Here is a 16,101-nt window from a genome sequence, read left to right on the forward strand (position 1 = left end):
ATGTTATCCAAAAAGTCTGCAACTTTTTGGCATCACGCCTTAGAGGCCGTTCGGCAGAAAATTCTTGATGACCTTCTTGCCATCCGGTTCAGCCAGAACCATCGTGCCGCGGGCATTTCGAATGAACTTGTTGGAACGCTTGATCATGCCGTGACGCTTGCCGGCAGCAGCCGACAGGACTTTACCCGTACCTGTGATCTTGAACCGCTTCTTGGCGGCCGATTTGGTCTTCATCTTGGGCATTTTGCTACTCCGTATTGTTGGCGCACTATCGCGCTTCTTGTTCGCTTCGGGCCGACCAAAGCCCGAAAAGCAAATGAAACCGCCACGGCATGCCCTGCCGGGCGGTTTTCTTGAACGGCGGTCCTATACGTTAAAGACGGCCCGCGCGCAACACCTGTGGAGATGCGGCGCTGTGTCCTTGGTCAGGGCAGCGTGAACCAGACCGGCAACATGCCTGACAGCTGGGCTCCGTCTATCAATTCGAAGGCCGGCAGGGCGATGAGAAACACCAGGCCGTCGAGCAGCGTGGTCAGCAGCAGGCGGGGCTTGAAGCTGCCCGTATCGCCCTCCTGGTAGAGCGACAGCTTCGGGAAGAAGCGCGGCACCTTCTCCAGATAGGCCTGGTACGGCGCGCCGAGCGCTTCCTTGAGGAACTTCTCTTCGCGCAGGATGACGATGTGGAAGGCACCCGCGCACAGCAGCGCAAAGAGAATGATGCCGGAGAACGAGCCGATCTGCGCACCGACGCCGGCCGCGGCTACGGTCGAGAACACATAGAGCGGGTTGCGGGTTATCGAGTAGGGCCCACCGGTCACCACCTCGGAAGATTTGCGCCCGCCTATGTAGAGCGTCGCCCAAAGGCGCCCGACGATGCCGAGGAAAATCAGCAGCACGCCGAACATTTCGATCGACTCATGCACCCAGGTTTCAGGCGGAAAACTTGATTGGCCGAACAGCAGTGCCAGAAACAGCACCACCACCAGCACCGCAAGCACCATGCGGCGCATATGCTGATAGCCGCCCAGCCCGTGTGCCTCGACGGGCGCAGACTTGATTTCATTGACCATGGCGGAATCCGATCGTCGAAAAATTTGCCGGCGATCGCAGCTTCTGGCCAAGAAAACAGGGCCTCGCCGATCGTTGGGATGACTTGCAGGATAATTCAGGCGGATTTAATGCACGTCGCCTTTTTTGACTGCCTACCGCCGCTCAATACAGCCAGAAGAGGACGGGAATTACACCGCTTTCCTGTCCGGACTCGATGAGTTCGAAAAACGGTATGGAAACCAGAAACATCAAGCTGTCGCGCAGCGTGTGATTGAAGATGCGCGGTGTGAAGGTGACCTCGGCCTGATCGCGATAAAGTCGGGGATTGGGAAAAAAGCGCGGCACCCGTGCGACGTAGTCCTTGTACGGCGCCCCGAGCACGGTCGTCAAATGCCGTTCCTCGCGCAGCGTGACGATGTGGAACGCGGCCGCGCACAAAACCGCCGACGCTACCGCGACGATCGCGCTGCCGGTCTGGGTGCCGATGCCGACGGCTGCTACGGTGGAGAAAAAATACAGCGGGTTGCGCATCACCGAATATGGGCCGGTTGCAACCACTTCGGCCGACTTGCGGCCGCCGATATAGAGGATCGACCAGAGCCGGCCGCCGATCCCGATCAGTATCAGGGCGATCCCGTGCGCCTCTATGCGTTCGTGGGTTAGTTCATCGTGCGGGGAGCCGCCGAAGATCAGCAAAGCGCAAAAAGCACCGATTAGCAGCGCCAGCAGGACGCGCCGGCGCCGCTGATAGCGACCCATTTCACTCGTAGAACGTGCCGCAGCGGTCATGGCAGAATCCTTTTGCCGCGAGGACCGGCAACCAGAATCCTTGTCGATGCAACTTGCGGAGAAATCATGGCGAAGACAAAACAAACAAAAGGCCGCCGAAGCGGCCTTTGCTTTTGACGGGGATCGCTCTAGCGCGGCGACAGCACCATCATCATCTGGCGGCCTTCGAGCTTCGGTTCCGCCTCGACCTTGGCGATCGTCGCCACTTCCTCGCGGACCTTGTTCAGAAGCTGCATGCCGAGTTCCATATGCGCCATCTCGCGGCCACGGAAGCGCAGCGTCAGCTTGACCTTGTCGCCTTCCTCGAAGAAGCGGCGAACCGCCTTCATCTTGGTCTCGTAGTCATGGCTGTCGATGTTCGGGCGCATCTTGATCTCCTTGATCTCGATGACCTTCTGGTTCTTGCGCGCCTCGGCCGCCTTCTTCTGGTTGGCGTATTTCAGTTTGCCGAGATCGAGTATCTTGACGACGGGGGGCACCGCATTGGGCGATATCTCGACGAGATCGAGCCCAGCCTCTTCGGCGAGCAGCAATGCGTCGTTGATGGAAACATCGCCGCGGTTCTGGCCTTCGGCGTCGATAAGCTGGACCCGGGGAACCCGGATGTCACGGTTGGAGCGCGGGCCATCCTTGGTCGGCGCCGCTGCTTTGAAAGGTCTGCGAATGGTCGTGGTCTCCTTGGCCGTTTCGTTCAGGGTCTGTCAGTGTTGATGCATGGACGCGCCAATGTGGTGAGCGCGCGGGCGGAGTCAATAGCACAGCATTGACAGAAAATCACCCTGATCGCTGCTCTGCACCAAACAAACAACATCGTGAGCACTTTTCGCCACGCCACCGTCCGTGTCACAAGACCGGCGTTGAGGAAAAGCCATGACTGCCACGCCCCCAATCTTTCTGGATGTAGATGGATCGCGCATCGCGGTGCGCCATACTGCTGGCTCTGCGCCAGGCATCGTCTGGCTCGGCGGCTACAAGTCGGACATGCTGGGCACGAAAGCTCAGACGCTGTCGGACTGGGCGGCAAGCGAGGGCCGAGCCTTCCTGCGCCACGATTATTCCGGCCATGGCGAATCCGGCGGCGCCTTCGCCGACGGCACGATTTCGACATGGCTTGCACAAAGCCTTGCCGTGTTCCGGCATTTCACCCGGGGCAGCCAGATCCTGGTCGGCTCCTCGATGGGCGCCTGGATCGCGCTGCGCATGGTGCAGGAATTGCGCAAGGCAGGCGATAGCAACGTCGCCGGCCTGGTGCTGCTGGCGCCGGCCCCGGATTTCACCGCCGAACTGGTCGAACCGGTGCTGACCAAGGCGCAGAAGCGCGATCTCGCCAAAAAAGGGTTCTTCGAAGAGCCGTCGGACTATTCCACGGAACCCTACATCTACACCCGCGCGCTGATCGAGGACGGGCGCGACAACCTGACAATGACAGGCCCGATCGACACCCATTGCCCGGTGCACATCCTGCAGGGCCTGGCCGATGCAGATGTGCCGGCAAGCCATGCGCTGAAGCTGGTCAGCCTGCTGCCCGCCGACGACGTGACACTGTCACTGATCCCCGACGGCGACCATCGCCTGTCGCGACCGCAGGATCTCGACATGCTGGTTAGGGCTGTCGATGCGATGGCGCAGAGGGGAAACTGATGCGCCTTTCCATCCCGATATCCGCCTTCGTCGCGGCGATCGTCGGCTTCGGCGGCACGCTGGCCATCGTCATCGCCGCCGCCACCGCAGTCGGTGCGACGCAGATCGAGACGGCAAGCTGGGTGACGACGATCTGCCTGGCCATGGCGATCGAGAGCCTGTGGCTGTCATGGCGCACGAAAATGCCTGTCATCACCGCCTGGTCGACGCCGGGCCTGGCGCTGATCGCGGCATCGAGCGGCTTTTCGATGAGCGAGGCCGTCGCCGCCTTCATCGTCACCGGCGTCCTTCTGATCGCCACAGGGCTGTTTCGGCCCCTGACCAAGCTGATCTCGAGGATACCGCCCTCCGTTGCCTCGGGCATGCTGGCCGGCATCGTCGTCACCTTCGCGCTCAATGCGGTGAAAACCATTCCAATCGACCCGTGGCTGATCCTGCCGCTGATCGCTGCCTTCTTCGTTATCAGGCTGTTCAACCCGGCGCTGTCGGTGCTGGCGGTTCTGATCGGCGGTGGCCTCGCCGCTTTCCTCACCGGCCGTGTCGGTGGCCTGCCGACACCGGAACTGTCGACGCTGACGCTGATTGCGCCTGACTTCACCACCAAGGCGGTGATCGGCCTGGCACTGCCGCTCTACCTCGTCACCATGGCGTCGCAAAACCTGTCCGGCCTCGCCGTGCTGCGCGCCGCCGGCTATCACCCGGAGCCCGGCCCGCTGATCGGCGTCACGGGCCTGTTTTCGTTGCTGTCGGCGCCGTTCGGCGGCTCGACGACCAATCTGGCGGCGATCTCGGCGGCGATCTGCACCGGACCGGACGTCCACCCCGATCCCGCCGAGCGCTGGAAGACCGGGCCGTTCTATGCGCTCGCCTATCTCATCTTTGCGATTTTCGGCGCTTCGCTGGTGGCGATCTTCGCGGTGCTGCCGCAGAGCCTGATCGTGCTGGTGGCAGGCCTGGCGCTGATGGCGTCGCTCGCCAACGCGCTGTCTATCGCGCTGAAGGAAGAGGCGGATCGCATGGCCGCCACCGTCACCTTTGTCGTCACCGCGTCGGGTCTGACGCTGTTCGGCGTTGGCGCCGCATTCTGGGGCCTGATTGCCGGGCTGGTCGTGCTTTTCCTCGATATGATCAAAAAGCGATAATCATTTCAGATGCTTGTCCGGATTTGGCGGACATTGTCTTGAATCGCCGTTTTTCTCTTCCCATTTCGATTCCACGCAGCCCGGATTTGGCTGTCTCCAACCGAAGGAATGGGAGAAAATGAACGCATCCGCATTGATCCGTCCGGCCTGGACGCCGGCAACCATCGCGTTGATGGTTGTAGGTTTCATGGTGTTCTGGCCACTCGGCTTCGCCATGCTCGCCTACATCATCTGGGGCGACCGCCTCGATGGCTTCAAGCGTGACGTCAACCGCGCGACCGACGGCATCTTCGCCGGCTGCCGCCGCGGTTCCGACAAGGCCGCGCGCTGGGGCAATGGCTCCGCCCGCACCGGCAACGTCGCTTTCGACGACTGGCGCGAAAAGGAACTTGAGCGGCTGAACGAAGAGCGCCGCAAGCTCGACGAGATGCTGACCCAGTTCGACGAGTATGCCCGCGAATTGCGCCGCGCCAAGGACCAGGACGAGTTCGACCGGTTCATGGCCAACCGCAACAAGTCGACGGCTCCGACGAAGACCGATCCAAGCACCGGAACGACGACCACCAAGCGTGGCAAGGGCTCGAACCTGCTTGACGACTGAGGCCAAGCGACTGGCCACATCGTGAAAAAACGGCGTCGCGCGAGCGGCGCCGTTTCTTTTTTGTTCTAGTCGTTTTTCTCGAATCGCGTATCGTCCCGCCATGACTCTCGGCTTCTTTCGCAATCTGACAAAGCCCAAGCCCACGCCTGTCGTGGAGCGCGAATATTGCGTCGCCGGCCGCACGCTGCCGCTTAAGATCGTCGAGAGCGCCAGGGCGCGCCGAATGACGCTGCGCATCGATTCAGGCGGCCAGGGTCTACGCATAACCGTGCCGCCAGGCCTGCGCCGCGGCGAAGTGGACAGGTTCCTCGAGCGGCACCAGGACTGGCTGGAGCAGCGACTGGCCAAGGTGCCGACGCGGCCGCAGGTGCGGCCCGGCATCAGGATCCCGCTGCGCGGCGTGCCGCACCGCATCGTCCATGAACCGTCAAAGCGCGGCACCGTCACCGTGTCGCGCGACGAACGTGGTCCGCTCTTGATCGTGCATGGCGACCGCATACATCTGCCGCGCCGCCTCGCCGATTTCCTCAAGCGCGAGGCCAAGAAGGAAATCGAGAAGCTGGTGGCCAAACACACCGAGGCGCTCGGCAAGCGCGCCAAGGCTATCCGCTTCAAGGACACATCAAGCCGCTGGGGGTCATGCACCTCCGAAGGCAATCTGTCCTTTTCCTGGCGCATCATGATGGCGCCGTCGCCGGTCATCAACTACCTCGTCGCGCATGAAGTGGCGCATCTCAAGGAGATGAACCACGGTCCGAAATTCTGGAAATTGTGCGAAAAGCTCTGCCCCGACACCGATCGCTGCAAGGACTGGCTGAAGCGCAATGGCGGTGCGCTGCAGGCGATCATGTTCGAGTAGATCGCTCAGTCGTCGTTGGCGGCGTTCAAGTCCTCAGGCCGTAGCCCCTCATCGCCATGATGCGGCCACGGCAGGAAATTGCCGTCGAATTCATCGCTGCCAAAATAGTCGAGCGCGCGGTGCGCCTCGGCGCCGTCGAAGGCGGCCTTGTCGATCAGGTGCGCGATGACCTCGCGCGCCTGCGCGATCTTCTGCCTGAGTTCGGCAATTGTCCTGTCGGTCATGGTCATGCTCCCGCAGTGTGTCCTGTTCATCCATAGGTAGCGCCTTTGGCCGCGCCGGCAAACAGCATGCTTTTTCTCGACTCTTTTCGCTTTTCATGCCAATTCCCGCGCCATGGCACTCGACATCAAGATCTGCGGCTTGAAGACCGACGCGGCAATGGCCGCGGCGCTGGCCGGCGGCGCCAGCCATGTCGGGTTTATCTTCTTCGCCAAAAGCCCACGCTATGTCGAACCCGCCGAGGCTGGCCGCCTGCGCGAGGCGGCGCGCGGCAAGGCGATGGCGGTTGCTGTCATCGTCGATGCCAGCGACGCTTTCCTGGATGAAATCCTTGCCCAAATGCAGCCCGACATGCTGCAACTGCATGGCGCGGAAACGCCCGAGCGCGTCGCCGAGGTCAAAGCCCGTTATGGTTTGCCGGTGATGAAGGCGCTGCCGCTCAGCGAGGCTGCCGATCTCGAACGGATAAAGCCATTCATCGGCATATCAGACCGGTTCCTGTTCGACGCCAAGCCGCCGAAAGGCTCAGAACTGCCGGGCGGCAATGGTGTTGCCTTCGACTGGCGCATTCTTGTCGGCCTTGACGGCGGCGTCGATTACATGCTTTCCGGTGGGCTCAACGCCGCCAATATCGGCGATGCCCTTCGGCTTGCCGACCCGCCCGGAATAGACATTTCCTCAGGCGTGGAAAGCGCACCGGGCGTCAAGGATCCGGCGCTGATCGAACAGTTTTTCCGGGCCGTCAGGACCGCGCGGAACACCCGCGCAGCCTAGTAGTGCCTTAAACCAGAGCATGTCCCGGAAAAGTGGGAACCGGTTTTCCGACAAGGACATGCTTCATAAGTCAAGATGCCAGGAGATCGGCGATGAACAAGCCGGCGACACCCAATTCCTTCCGCACCGGACCCGATGAACAGGGCATGTTCGGCATTTTCGGCGGTCGTTTCGTTGCCGAAACGCTGATGCCGCTGATCCTCGATCTGGAGCAGCACTGGAACGAGGTCAAGAACGATGCGAATTTCAGGGCCGAGCTGACTGACCTGTCGACCCATTATGCCGGGCGACCCTCGAAGCTCTATTTCGCCGAAGGCCTCACGAAGCATCTCGGCGGCGCAAAGGTCTATTTCAAGCGCGAGGATTTGAACCACACCGGTTCGCACAAGATCAACAACTGCCTCGGCCAGATCCTGCTGGCCAAGCGCATGGGCAAGAAGCGCATCATCGCCGAGACCGGCGCCGGCCAGCATGGCGTGGCATCGGCCACGGTCGCGGCCCGCTTCGGCTTCCCCTGCGTCGTCTATATGGGCGCCACCGACGTCGCCCGGCAAAGCCCCAATGTCTTCCGCATGAAGCTGCTCGGCGCCGAAGTGCGCCCGGTGACCGCTGGTCACGGCACGCTGAAGGACGCCATGAACGAGGCGTTGCGCGACTGGGTGACCAATGTCGAGGACACCTATTACCTGATCGGCACCGCCGCCGGCCCGCATCCCTATCCGGAGCTGGTGCGCGACTTCCAGTCGGTAATCGGCACCGAAGCGCGGGCGCAGATCCTAGAGCAGGAAGGCCGACTGCCGGACACCATCATCGCCGCTGTCGGCGGTGGTTCGAACGCCATCGGCCTGTTCCATCCCTTCCTCGACGACAAAGAGGTCCGCATCATCGGCATCGAGGCCGGCGGACGCGGCCTTGACGGCATCGAGCATTGCGCCTCGATGAATGCCGGCGCGCCGGGCGTGCTGCATGGCAACCGCACCTATCTCCTGCAGAACGCCGACGGACAGATCATGGACGGCCATTCTATCTCGGCCGGTCTCGATTATCCCGGCGTCGGCCCCGAGCATTCCTGGCTGCGCGATTCAGGCCGCGTCGAATACGTGCCGATCCTCGACGACGAGGCGCTCGAGGCCTTCAAGCTGACGACGCGCGTCGAAGGCATCATCCCGGCGCTGGAATCCGCGCATGCCATTGCGCATGCGGTGAAGATCGTGCCCGCCATGGACAAGGACCAGATCGTCATCGTCAACCTGTCCGGCCGTGGCGACAAGGACGTGCATACGGTGGCCTCGATGCTGGGTATGGAGATCTAGGCCCCTTTGGACAGTTTCGATTTGGGAGTTGATTATGAGCAAAATTCGTCCAAAGGGCCAGACATGGTGACCCGCATCGACCGCCGCATGGCAAAACTGAAAGCCGAAGGCCGCCCGGCGCTCGTCACCTATTTCATGGGCGGCGACCCTGACTACGACACCTCCTTGTCGATTATGAAGGCACTGCCCAAGGCCGGCGCCGACATCATCGAGCTCGGCATGCCGTTTTCCGACCCGATGGCCGACGGCCCGGCGATCCAGGCGGCGGGCCTGCGGGCGCTGAAGGGCGGCCAGACGCTGGTCAAGACGCTGAAGATGGCGGCCGACTTCCGGACCAGTGACAATGAAACGCCGATCGTGCTGATGGGCTACTACAATCCGATCTACATCTATGGCGTCGACCGCTTCCTCAAGGACGCGATCGCCAGCGGCATTGACGGGCTGATCGTCGTCGACCTGCCGCCCGAGATGGACGAGGAACTGTGCATTCCGGCGCTCAAGGCCGGCATCAATTTCATCCGGCTGGCGACACCGACGACCGACGACAAGCGCCTGCCGAAAGTGCTGCAGAACACGTCGGGCTTCGTCTACTATGTGTCGATGACCGGCATCACCGGCTCGGCGCTGGCCGACACCGGCAAGGTGGCGGCGGCGGTCAAGCGCATCAAGGGCCACACCGACCTGCCGGTCTGCGTCGGCTTCGGCGTCAAGACCGCCGAGCAGGCCCGGGTGATCGGCGCCAATGCCGACGGTGTCGTCGTCGGCACCGCGATCGTCAATGCGGTTGCCAATGTGCTGGGACCGAAGGGCGAAAAGACCGCCGATCCGGCCGAAGCCGTCGCCACGCTGGTCAGCGGCCTTGCGCAAGGCGTGCGTTCGGCCCGCCTTGCTGCTGCCGAATAGTTCTCCTACCTCTTCCCAATCCTCGTCAGGACAGGAGCCGAAGCGATGAACTGGATCACCAATTACGTTCGCCCGAAGATCAATTCGATGCTCGGCCGGCGCACCGACATGCCCGAGAACCTCTGGATCAAGGATCCGGAGACCGGCGAGATGGTGTTCCACAAGGACCTGGAATCCAACCAGTTCGTCATTCCGTCGTCCGGCCATCACATGAAGATCTCGGCCAAGGAGCGGCTGAAATTCTTCTTCGATGGCGGCAAATACGAGACCCTGGACAACCCCAAGGTGATGCAGGATCCGCTGAAATTCCGCGACGAGAAGCGCTATGTCGACCGGTTGAAGGACGCCAAGGCCAAGACCGGCCTTGAGGACGCGATCATCAATGCGCTGGGCACCGTCGAGGGTCTGCCGGTGGTGGTCACGGTGCAGGATTTCGCCTTCATGGGCGGCTCGCTCGGCATGGCCGCTGGCGACGCCATCGTGCATGGCTTCGAAGTGGCCCTGCAGCGCAAGCGGCCGCTGATCCTGTTCGCCGCTTCCGGCGGCGCGCGCATGCAGGAAGGTATTTTGTCCCTGATGCAATTGCCGCGGACAACGGTTGGTGTCGACCGGCTGAAGGAAGCCGGCCTGCCCTACATCGTCGTTTTGACCAACCCGACCACGGGCGGCGTGACCGCCTCCTATGCCATGCTGGGCGACGTGCACATTGCCGAGCCCGGCGCGCTGATCGGCTTTGCCGGACCGCGCGTCATCGAACAGACGATCCGCGAGAAATTGCCCGACGGCTTCCAGCGCTCCGAATATCTGATGGAGCACGGCATGGTCGACATGGTCGTATCCAGGCTGGAAATGCGTGAAACGATCGCGCGCCTGCTCAAGATGCTGCTCAAGCTGCCGGAAGAGCAAAAAACGCTGGAGCCGGAAATCCTGCCGCCGGCGGTGGTCGCCGCGGAAGCTCGGCCGCAAGCCTGAAGCGACACGAAGCGCCGCGACCGCGATTGCACGGGTGCTTCGGCGCGCTGTAGCTTTTGATTGCCATAGCCATCCGAAACCGATTCTGGTTTTCACGGCTCATGCGCTAGGATTCTGCCATGACGACGCTTGCCGCCGACCGCGAAATCGAAGCCCTGATGGCGCTTCATCCGAAAGGCTTCGACCTTTCGCTCGACCGCATTTCGCGGCTGCTGGAGCGGCTTGACGATCCGCAGGATCGGCTGCCACCGGTCATCCACATCGCCGGCACCAACGGCAAAGGCTCGTGCGCCGCCTTTTCGCGCGCCCTGCTCGAGGCAGCGGACTACCGCGTCCATGTTCACACCTCGCCGCATCTGGTCAACTGGTATGAGCGTTACCGGCTGGCCGCCGATGGCGGCGGCAGGCTGGTCGAGGACAGGGTTTTCGCCGATGCTATTGCCCGTGCGGCCAGAGCCAATGAAGGCGAGAAGATCACCGTCTTCGAGATTCTCACCGCCGTCACCTTCCTCTTGTTTTCCGAACACCAGGCCGACGCCGCCATCATCGAGGTCGGGCTCGGCGGCCGCTTCGACGCGACCAATGTCGTCAAGGAGCCGGCCGTGTCAGTGATCATGCCGGTGTCGCTCGACCACGAGGCCTATCTCGGGGACCGTGTCGAACTGATCGCGGCCGAAAAGGCCGGTATTATCAAGCCCGGCTGTCCGGTGGTCATCGGCGCGCAGGAGAGCGAAACGGCGCTGCAGGTGCTGATCGAAACCGCCGAGCGGCTTGAATGCCCCACCTTCGTCTACGGCCAGGACTTCCTTGCCTTCGAGGAAAACGGCCGCATGGTCTACCAGGACGAAGACGGCTTGATGGACCTGCCACCGCCCAGGCTGCCCGGACGCCATCAGTTCGCCAATGCGGCGGCGGCGATCGCCGCGGTCAAGGCGGCCGGTTTCGAGATCAGCCATCGCGCCGCCGAAAAGGCGATGATCAATGTCGCCTGGCCAGGGCGTATGCAGAAGCTGATGCAGGGCCGGCTGGCCGAACTGGCACCCAAGGGCGCCGATATCTGGCTCGACGGTGGCCACAATCCGGGGGCCGGCGTGGTGGTTGCCGAAGCGTTGGCCGAGCAGGAAGAGAAGAACCCGCGTCCGCTGTTCCTCATCTCGGGCATGATCAACACCAAGGACCAGAGCGGCTATTTCCGTGCCTTCAAGGGCCTCGCCCGGCATGTCTACACGGTGCCGGTGAGCCTTAGCGAGGCCGGCGTGCCAAACGACGAACTGGCGGTCCGCGCGACGGAAGCCGGGCTGACCGCCGAGCCGGTGAGTTCCGTCGCCAGCGCGCTGATGCTGCTGCGCGACACCTGGGACGGTCCGGCGCCACGCATCCTGATCAGCGGTTCGTTGTATCTGACCGGCGCGGTGCTGGCCGAGAACGGCACCCCGCCGACCTGAAGGCGGATTTTTCTGCGAGGAACCTGTCATGATCAAGGTCAAGCAGCTCGCTCACGTCTGCATCTTCGCCAACGACCTTGAAGCGACACGAAGCTTCTATCGCGACGTGCTGGGCATGGACACCTGCTTCAATTTCCTGCGTGACGGCAAGATTTTCGGGTTCTACCTCGATTGCGGCGGCGGCAGCCATGTCGAGGTGTTCGGGAAAAACGAGGCCCGCTATGGCGACCTGAACCAGATCAACCACTTCTGCCTAGAAGTGGAGAACATTGATGCCGCGATCGCCCACATCAGGTCGAAAGGTGTCGACGTCACCTCAAAGAAACTGGCCTGCGATGACACATTTCAGGCCTGGATCCGCGATCCAAACGACGTGAAAATCGAGTTGTTCGAGTACACCCAGAAAAGCGCACAATTCACCGGCGACGACCGCATCGCTGATTGGTGAGACCAGCCAAGCCATGACACCGCATCAGGCGCCTTTCTAAGGGTCTCTGAAATCACAATGGTATGATTGCTTCCAGATCGATGTCGACGCCGATGCTTGCCGTCAGGCGGGAATAGAAGAGGGAGGCCGGTTCTCGCCCGGCCTCCCGAATCTCATAGGATTCAAGTGCGCGTTCGACGATATCAGCTATTGAACGGTTTTCGCGACGAGCGAGTCGATGAGCAATATCTCGTGCTTTTGCGCTGCGGACGGAAAGCTGGGGTTCGGCCATTTCAAACTCCCCTTTCTAGAAGATGTAGTCTCTCAGCGCCCATCAAGATGGCACATGATGGCATGCCGTCACCTCAATTCGATCTCGATAAAGGCATATTCGCCTTCGTTGGCGTTGATGACGTCATGTTCGACGCCCTCTTTGCGGAAATAGGGCGCGCCCTTCTTCATCTCGGCGAAGGTCTCGCCGTCCTTGGTCAACAGCTTCACCTTGCCGTCCATCAGCGGCACGACGACATAGTCGTGGCCGTGGCGATGCCAGCCGGTGTTTTCGCCCGGTGCGAAGCGGTACTCGGTGACGATGACGCGCTCATTGTCGATGAATACGGTGGCCTTGGCGGATCCGGTCATGGGGTTCTCCTGTCTGGCTCAAGCAGATGACATGGAGTGGCCGGACGCGAGAGCCAGAGCCACGCACCGATGACGCCAACAAAAAGCCCGGCGCGAGGCCGGGCTTGATGGTCATATGAATTTCAGATGGATCAGGCGAGATTGCCGTTGATCCAGTGCGACAGCGCGGTCTTGGGCGCCGCACCGACCTTCTTGTCGGCCATTTCGCCGCCCTTGAAGATCATCAGCGTCGGGATCGAGCGCACGCCGAACTGGGCGGCAAGCTCCGGATTCTCGTCGATGTTGAGCTTGGCGATCTTCACCTTGGCGCCGAGTTCGGTGGCAATGTCTTCGAGCGCCGGCGCGATCATCTTGCAGGGACCGCACCATTCCGCCCAGAAATCGACGACGACCGGTACGTTGGCGTCAAGCACGTCGGCCTGGAAGTTGCTCTTGTCGACCTTCACGGTTGCCATATGGAAAATCCTTTTGAAAGTTTTTGTCCCACCAAATGTGGTGGTGATCGCGCCCTTCTTCAAGCAGGTGTTGTGTCACGCTCCCGTGAGTCGGGCAAGGGCGTCGTCCATGGCACCGGCTGGCAGCTCGATCAGCCGCGGCGCCTCGGTGAACAGCAGGGCCGCCTTGACCGTGCGGCCGGGATAGAGCGGCTGCAACAGGGCGCGATAGAGCGCGAGCTGGAGCAGGTAGGCCGGCGGCACCTCGGCCAGAGTGGAGGGCGCCGGCCGGTTGGTCTTGTAGTCGACGATCGAGACCGTGTCCGACGTCACCGCCAACCGGTCGATCTTGCCGGAAATCGAGCGCTTTTTGCCCTTTACTTCCAGGCTGCCCATGATCGCGACCTCAGCACGCGACGACGGCGCAAACAGCTGACCGAGGCCGGGATCCGCAAGGATTGATGTGACCGACGCCAGGGCTTTTTCGCGCTCTGACGGAGGCCAGTCCGCACCCGTTCGCAAGAGATAGCGCTCCGCCGCGCGCTGGCGTTCGGGCTCGGCAATGCCCGGCAGCATCTGCAGCAGTTTGTGAAGGGCAAGCCCGCGCAGCACCGCAAAGCCCGGCTCGGCATCGGCGTCGAGCACCGGCGACGCCTTGTCGACCACAGCTTCCTTGCCTTCGTCTATCAGCGCCGCAGCACCGGATGGCGACAGCGGACGCGGCAGATCCTCGAAGGGGGGCAAGGGCCGGAACAAGGTCGCCGGCAGAGGTCCGAAAGCATCCGTCGGCCGCGCCTGCTCGCCGGAAGCCAGTGCGACCGGCGGCAGCTTGGTGACATGGAAACGATGCACCGGCTCGCCGCCGGCGGGATGCGCACGCTGCTCGCTTTCCGGCGCACCGATCAACGCGCGGCTGACGATCGAATGCCAGGTGCCGGCGTTCGGCGCTCGCTTGCCGTGATAGCCGCAGACGATCAGCCGGTCCTCGGCACGGGTCATGCCGACATAGAGCAGCCGGCGGTATTCGTCGTCGGCGAGTTCCCGTGCCCGCGCCGCCGCTGCTTTGGAAAAGCCGTTGGCGACGTCGCTGGCAGAGCGCCAGAGATAGCCCTTGCCGTCCCAATTCGCGCCGGAGCCATCGAAGGGCATCAGGCGCGGCAGATGCTGGTCACTGAACGGGGCGGAACCGCCATCGACCAGGAACACGACCGGCGCTTCCAGGCCCTTGGCAGCGTGCAGGGTCATGACCCGGACCTCGTCGCGGGTCTGGTCCATCTCGCGCTTGATCTCAGGACCGGCGTTTTCCAGCGTCGACAGGAAGGCTTCCAGCCCCGGCAGGCCGGTCCGTTCCTCGGCCAGGCAGAAGCTGAGGAACTCGTCGAGAATGTCGCCGGCTTCGGGCCCGAGCCGCGCGATCATCTTGCGGCGCACGCCATCACGCGCCAGCAGGCCAGCGTAAAACTCGAACACCGGTTTGAAGGCGGCCTCGTTCGTCCAGATGTCGACCTGGGCGACGATCTTCGCCAGTCTCTCGCTTTCGCCGGCGTGCTGTCGCAACGACGCGATCAGCGACAAGCCGGACGGCCTCTGCGCGGCGAGCGTGAAAAGCGTCTCTTCCGGCAGATCGAAGATCGGGCTGCGCAACACGGCGGCAAGCGACAGATCGTCCTGCGGCTGGATGAGGAGATGACCGAGCGCAATCAGGTCCTTGACCGCGATGTGTCCAGGCAGGCTCAGCCGGTCGGCGCCGGCAACCGGAATGTCGCGGCGTTTGAGTGCGCGGGTCAGCGCATGGACGAAGCGGTCGCGCTTGCGCACCAGCACCAGCACATCGCCCGGCCGCAGCCGCTTGCCCCGGCCTTCGATGATTTCGCCACTGCCGATCCAGCCGGCGATTGTGGCGGCGACGTTCTCAGCCACGCGCACCGCCGGCGCGTGCGCATGGTCGATGGCTTGCGTCCAGTCGTCGGGCTCATCGACGACATCGGCGCCGACCGACGGCCACACCTCGACATAGCCCGGTGCGTCGGTGCGGATCGCCTGGTGGCGCAGCGGATCGGGATCATGGCTGATGCCGCGCCGCACGCTCGCGTCGGCGAAGACGCGGTCGACCGCGGTAAGAACGTCGTCGGTCGAGCGGAACGACCAGGTCAGTTTGAGATCGGCAAAGGACGCCTCGGCGTCACGCACCCGTCCCGCGAACAACAGCCGGCTGTCGGCGAAGGAGTCCGGGGCAGCCCCCTGGAACGAATAGATCGACTGCTTCTCGTCGCCGACCGCGAAGACCGTGCGATGGACCCTGTCGCGCGCGCCAAAGCCGGCAAAGAATTCTTCCGCCAGCCGTTTCACCACTTCCCATTGGTCCGGACTGGTGTCCTGCGCCTCGTCGAGCAGGATATGGTCGATGCCCTGGTCAAGCTTGTATTGCACCCAGGGGCCGGCGTCTGGCCGCGCCAGCAGGTTGACGGTGCGGGTGATCAGGTCGTTGAAATCGAGAAAGCCGCGGCTGCGCTTCAGCATTTCGTAGCGGGCGATCAGCCAGTCGGCGATGGTCAGCGCCGCTCTTGTACCCTCCAGCATCCGGAACAGGGCCAGCCGGTCGGTGGTTTCGACGATGGCATTGGCGGCCGAGAGATAGCGCTCCGCCAGATCCGGCAGCCGGTCGACCAGGGCCTTCCTGAAGGCCTTTGCCGGGTCGTAGGCGTCGCCATCGGTCTTGAGGAAGGCTCGCGCCAGCAGTTGCAGGCGCCGAATGGGATCGCCCTCGGCGAAAGCCTGCCGCGCATAGGGCAGGATGTTGTTCAGCACCGATCTGGCGTCGGTGGCCTCGGCTGCGTGGGCGAAGCCGGCAAAATAGTCGGGCAGGAAACCCGGCAACGGCCATACC

The 16,101-nt window shown here is 62.6% G+C and carries 19 protein-coding genes; 10 read left to right on the plus strand and 9 right to left on the minus strand.

Going from position 1 to position 16,101, the window contains the following annotated elements; all coding sequences use genetic code 11:
- Positions 1 to 39 precede the first annotated feature (39 nt).
- From rpmI to infC, 4 genes are all read right to left on the minus strand, one after another.
- The gene (gene rpmI, locus EN984_RS03530; RefSeq protein ID WP_006201248.1) at positions 40 to 243 is read right to left on the minus strand and encodes a 50S ribosomal protein L35; all 204 of its coding nucleotides are present in this window, start codon (positions 241 to 243) and stop codon (positions 40 to 42) included.
- Between the two features lie 182 nt (positions 244 to 425).
- Entirely contained in the window at positions 426 to 1,070 is a 645-nt protein-coding gene (locus EN984_RS03535; protein ID WP_127266804.1) for an isoprenylcysteine carboxylmethyltransferase family protein, read from the minus strand.
- A gap of 142 nt (positions 1,071 to 1,212) precedes the next feature.
- Positions 1,213 to 1,839 carry an isoprenylcysteine carboxylmethyltransferase family protein gene (locus EN984_RS03540; protein WP_127266803.1) on the minus strand — a complete coding sequence of 209 codons (627 nt, stop codon included), beginning with the start codon at positions 1,837 to 1,839 and terminating at the stop codon, positions 1,213 to 1,215.
- Between the two features lie 128 nt (positions 1,840 to 1,967).
- Positions 1,968 to 2,504: a translation initiation factor IF-3 gene (gene infC / locus EN984_RS03545; protein WP_013528312.1), complete on the minus strand. Its 537-nt coding sequence runs from the start codon at positions 2,502 to 2,504 to the stop codon at positions 1,968 to 1,970.
- Positions 2,505 to 2,709: 205 nt separating this feature from the next.
- Between infC and EN984_RS03550 the strand changes: the two genes are divergently transcribed.
- The 4 genes from EN984_RS03550 (at position 2,710) to EN984_RS03565 (ending at position 6,082) form a co-directional block, all read left to right on the plus strand.
- Positions 2,710 to 3,480 (plus strand): alpha/beta hydrolase, encoded by a 771-nt coding sequence (locus EN984_RS03550; RefSeq protein ID WP_127266802.1) that lies wholly within the window; start codon positions 2,710 to 2,712, stop codon positions 3,478 to 3,480.
- On the plus strand, positions 3,480 to 4,622 hold the full coding sequence (locus EN984_RS03555) for a benzoate/H(+) symporter BenE family transporter (RefSeq protein ID WP_127266801.1): 1,143 nt from the start codon (positions 3,480 to 3,482) through the stop codon (positions 4,620 to 4,622). Before EN984_RS03550 ends, EN984_RS03555 begins: the two co-directional genes overlap by 1 nt.
- Positions 4,623 to 4,740: 118 nt before the next feature.
- Positions 4,741 to 5,223: a DUF2852 domain-containing protein gene (locus EN984_RS03560; protein ID WP_127266800.1), complete on the plus strand. Its 483-nt coding sequence runs from the start codon at positions 4,741 to 4,743 to the stop codon at positions 5,221 to 5,223.
- A gap of 100 nt (positions 5,224 to 5,323) precedes the next feature.
- Complete coding sequence (locus tag EN984_RS03565) at positions 5,324 to 6,082, plus strand: M48 family metallopeptidase (RefSeq protein ID WP_127270177.1); 759 nt, start codon at positions 5,324 to 5,326, stop codon at positions 6,080 to 6,082.
- Positions 6,083 to 6,087: 5 nt separating this feature from the next.
- Here the strand turns inward: EN984_RS03565 and EN984_RS03570 are convergent, their stop codons facing one another.
- On the minus strand, positions 6,088 to 6,306 hold the full coding sequence (locus tag EN984_RS03570; protein WP_127269343.1) for a hypothetical protein: 219 nt from the start codon (positions 6,304 to 6,306) through the stop codon (positions 6,088 to 6,090).
- Between the two features lie 112 nt (positions 6,307 to 6,418).
- Between EN984_RS03570 and EN984_RS03575 the strand changes: the two genes are divergently transcribed.
- From EN984_RS03575 to EN984_RS03600, 6 genes are all read left to right on the plus strand, one after another.
- The gene (locus tag EN984_RS03575) at positions 6,419 to 7,078 is read left to right on the plus strand and encodes a phosphoribosylanthranilate isomerase (RefSeq protein ID WP_127269344.1); all 660 of its coding nucleotides are present in this window, start codon (positions 6,419 to 6,421) and stop codon (positions 7,076 to 7,078) included.
- A 92-nt stretch (positions 7,079 to 7,170) separates the two neighbouring features.
- Positions 7,171 to 8,391 (plus strand): tryptophan synthase subunit beta, encoded by a 1,221-nt coding sequence (gene trpB / locus EN984_RS03580; protein WP_127269345.1) that lies wholly within the window; start codon positions 7,171 to 7,173, stop codon positions 8,389 to 8,391.
- A gap of 63 nt (positions 8,392 to 8,454) precedes the next feature.
- Positions 8,455 to 9,294 (plus strand): tryptophan synthase subunit alpha, encoded by an 840-nt coding sequence (gene trpA, locus EN984_RS03585; protein WP_127269346.1) that lies wholly within the window; start codon positions 8,455 to 8,457, stop codon positions 9,292 to 9,294.
- A 45-nt stretch (positions 9,295 to 9,339) separates the two neighbouring features.
- A complete protein-coding gene (gene accD, locus EN984_RS03590) occupies positions 9,340 to 10,266 on the plus strand; it encodes an acetyl-CoA carboxylase, carboxyltransferase subunit beta (RefSeq protein WP_013528321.1) in 927 nt (308 codons plus the stop codon).
- A 119-nt stretch (positions 10,267 to 10,385) separates the two neighbouring features.
- Positions 10,386 to 11,711: a folylpolyglutamate synthase/dihydrofolate synthase family protein gene (locus tag EN984_RS03595; RefSeq protein ID WP_127301845.1), complete on the plus strand. Its 1,326-nt coding sequence runs from the start codon at positions 10,386 to 10,388 to the stop codon at positions 11,709 to 11,711.
- Between the two features lie 28 nt (positions 11,712 to 11,739).
- On the plus strand, positions 11,740 to 12,159 hold the full coding sequence (locus EN984_RS03600; RefSeq protein ID WP_127268386.1) for a VOC family protein: 420 nt from the start codon (positions 11,740 to 11,742) through the stop codon (positions 12,157 to 12,159).
- A 52-nt stretch (positions 12,160 to 12,211) separates the two neighbouring features.
- Here the strand turns inward: EN984_RS03600 and EN984_RS03605 are convergent, their stop codons facing one another.
- From EN984_RS03605 to addA, 4 genes are all read right to left on the minus strand, one after another.
- A complete protein-coding gene (locus EN984_RS03605; RefSeq protein WP_127268387.1) occupies positions 12,212 to 12,430 on the minus strand; it encodes a plasmid stabilization protein in 219 nt (72 codons plus the stop codon).
- Between the two features lie 68 nt (positions 12,431 to 12,498).
- A complete protein-coding gene (locus tag EN984_RS03610; RefSeq protein ID WP_127268388.1) occupies positions 12,499 to 12,780 on the minus strand; it encodes a cupin domain-containing protein in 282 nt (93 codons plus the stop codon).
- A 131-nt stretch (positions 12,781 to 12,911) separates the two neighbouring features.
- Positions 12,912 to 13,235, minus strand: a complete 324-nt coding sequence (trxA, locus tag EN984_RS03615; RefSeq protein ID WP_127268389.1) for a thioredoxin — start codon at positions 13,233 to 13,235, stop codon at positions 12,912 to 12,914.
- A gap of 75 nt (positions 13,236 to 13,310) precedes the next feature.
- Positions 13,311 to 16,101, minus strand: a 2,791-nt coding sequence (gene addA, locus EN984_RS03620; RefSeq protein WP_127383631.1) for a double-strand break repair helicase AddA, incomplete at its 5' end; no start/stop codon positions are given.

Origin of the sequence: Mesorhizobium sp. M7A.F.Ca.CA.004.12.1.1 (assembly GCF_003997835.1) — a bacterium.
In the GTDB taxonomy this organism is placed as follows: Bacteria; Pseudomonadota; Alphaproteobacteria; order Rhizobiales; family Rhizobiaceae; genus Mesorhizobium.

Bases quoted from the DNA above. Each gene is read 5' to 3' on its own strand.
- EN984_RS03605 (WP_127268387.1), bottom strand. From the start codon at position 12,430: ATGGCCGAACCCCAGCTTTCCGTCCGCAGCGCAAAAGCACGAGATATT.
- EN984_RS03565 (WP_127270177.1), top strand. From the start codon at position 5,324: ATGACTCTCGGCTTCTTTCGCAATCTGACAAAGCCCAAGCCCACGCCT.
- accD (WP_013528321.1), top strand. From the start codon at position 9,340: ATGAACTGGATCACCAATTACGTTCGCCCGAAGATCAATTCGATGCTC.
- EN984_RS03555 (WP_127266801.1), top strand. From the start codon at position 3,480: ATGCGCCTTTCCATCCCGATATCCGCCTTCGTCGCGGCGATCGTCGGC.
- EN984_RS03600 (WP_127268386.1), top strand. From the start codon at position 11,740: ATGATCAAGGTCAAGCAGCTCGCTCACGTCTGCATCTTCGCCAACGAC.
- EN984_RS03575 (WP_127269344.1), top strand. From the start codon at position 6,419: ATGGCACTCGACATCAAGATCTGCGGCTTGAAGACCGACGCGGCAATG.
- EN984_RS03550 (WP_127266802.1), top strand. From the start codon at position 2,710: ATGACTGCCACGCCCCCAATCTTTCTGGATGTAGATGGATCGCGCATC.
- trxA (WP_127268389.1), bottom strand. From the start codon at position 13,235: ATGGCAACCGTGAAGGTCGACAAGAGCAACTTCCAGGCCGACGTGCTT.
- trpB (WP_127269345.1), top strand. From the start codon at position 7,171: ATGAACAAGCCGGCGACACCCAATTCCTTCCGCACCGGACCCGATGAA.
- EN984_RS03540 (WP_127266803.1), bottom strand. From the start codon at position 1,839: ATGACCGCTGCGGCACGTTCTACGAGTGAAATGGGTCGCTATCAGCGG.
- EN984_RS03570 (WP_127269343.1), bottom strand. From the start codon at position 6,306: ATGACCGACAGGACAATTGCCGAACTCAGGCAGAAGATCGCGCAGGCG.
- rpmI (WP_006201248.1), bottom strand. From the start codon at position 243: ATGCCCAAGATGAAGACCAAATCGGCCGCCAAGAAGCGGTTCAAGATC.
- EN984_RS03560 (WP_127266800.1), top strand. From the start codon at position 4,741: ATGAACGCATCCGCATTGATCCGTCCGGCCTGGACGCCGGCAACCATC.
- EN984_RS03595 (WP_127301845.1), top strand. From the start codon at position 10,386: ATGACGACGCTTGCCGCCGACCGCGAAATCGAAGCCCTGATGGCGCTT.
- EN984_RS03535 (WP_127266804.1), bottom strand. From the start codon at position 1,070: ATGGTCAATGAAATCAAGTCTGCGCCCGTCGAGGCACACGGGCTGGGC.
- trpA (WP_127269346.1), top strand. From the start codon at position 8,455: ATGGTGACCCGCATCGACCGCCGCATGGCAAAACTGAAAGCCGAAGGC.
- EN984_RS03610 (WP_127268388.1), bottom strand. From the start codon at position 12,780: ATGACCGGATCCGCCAAGGCCACCGTATTCATCGACAATGAGCGCGTC.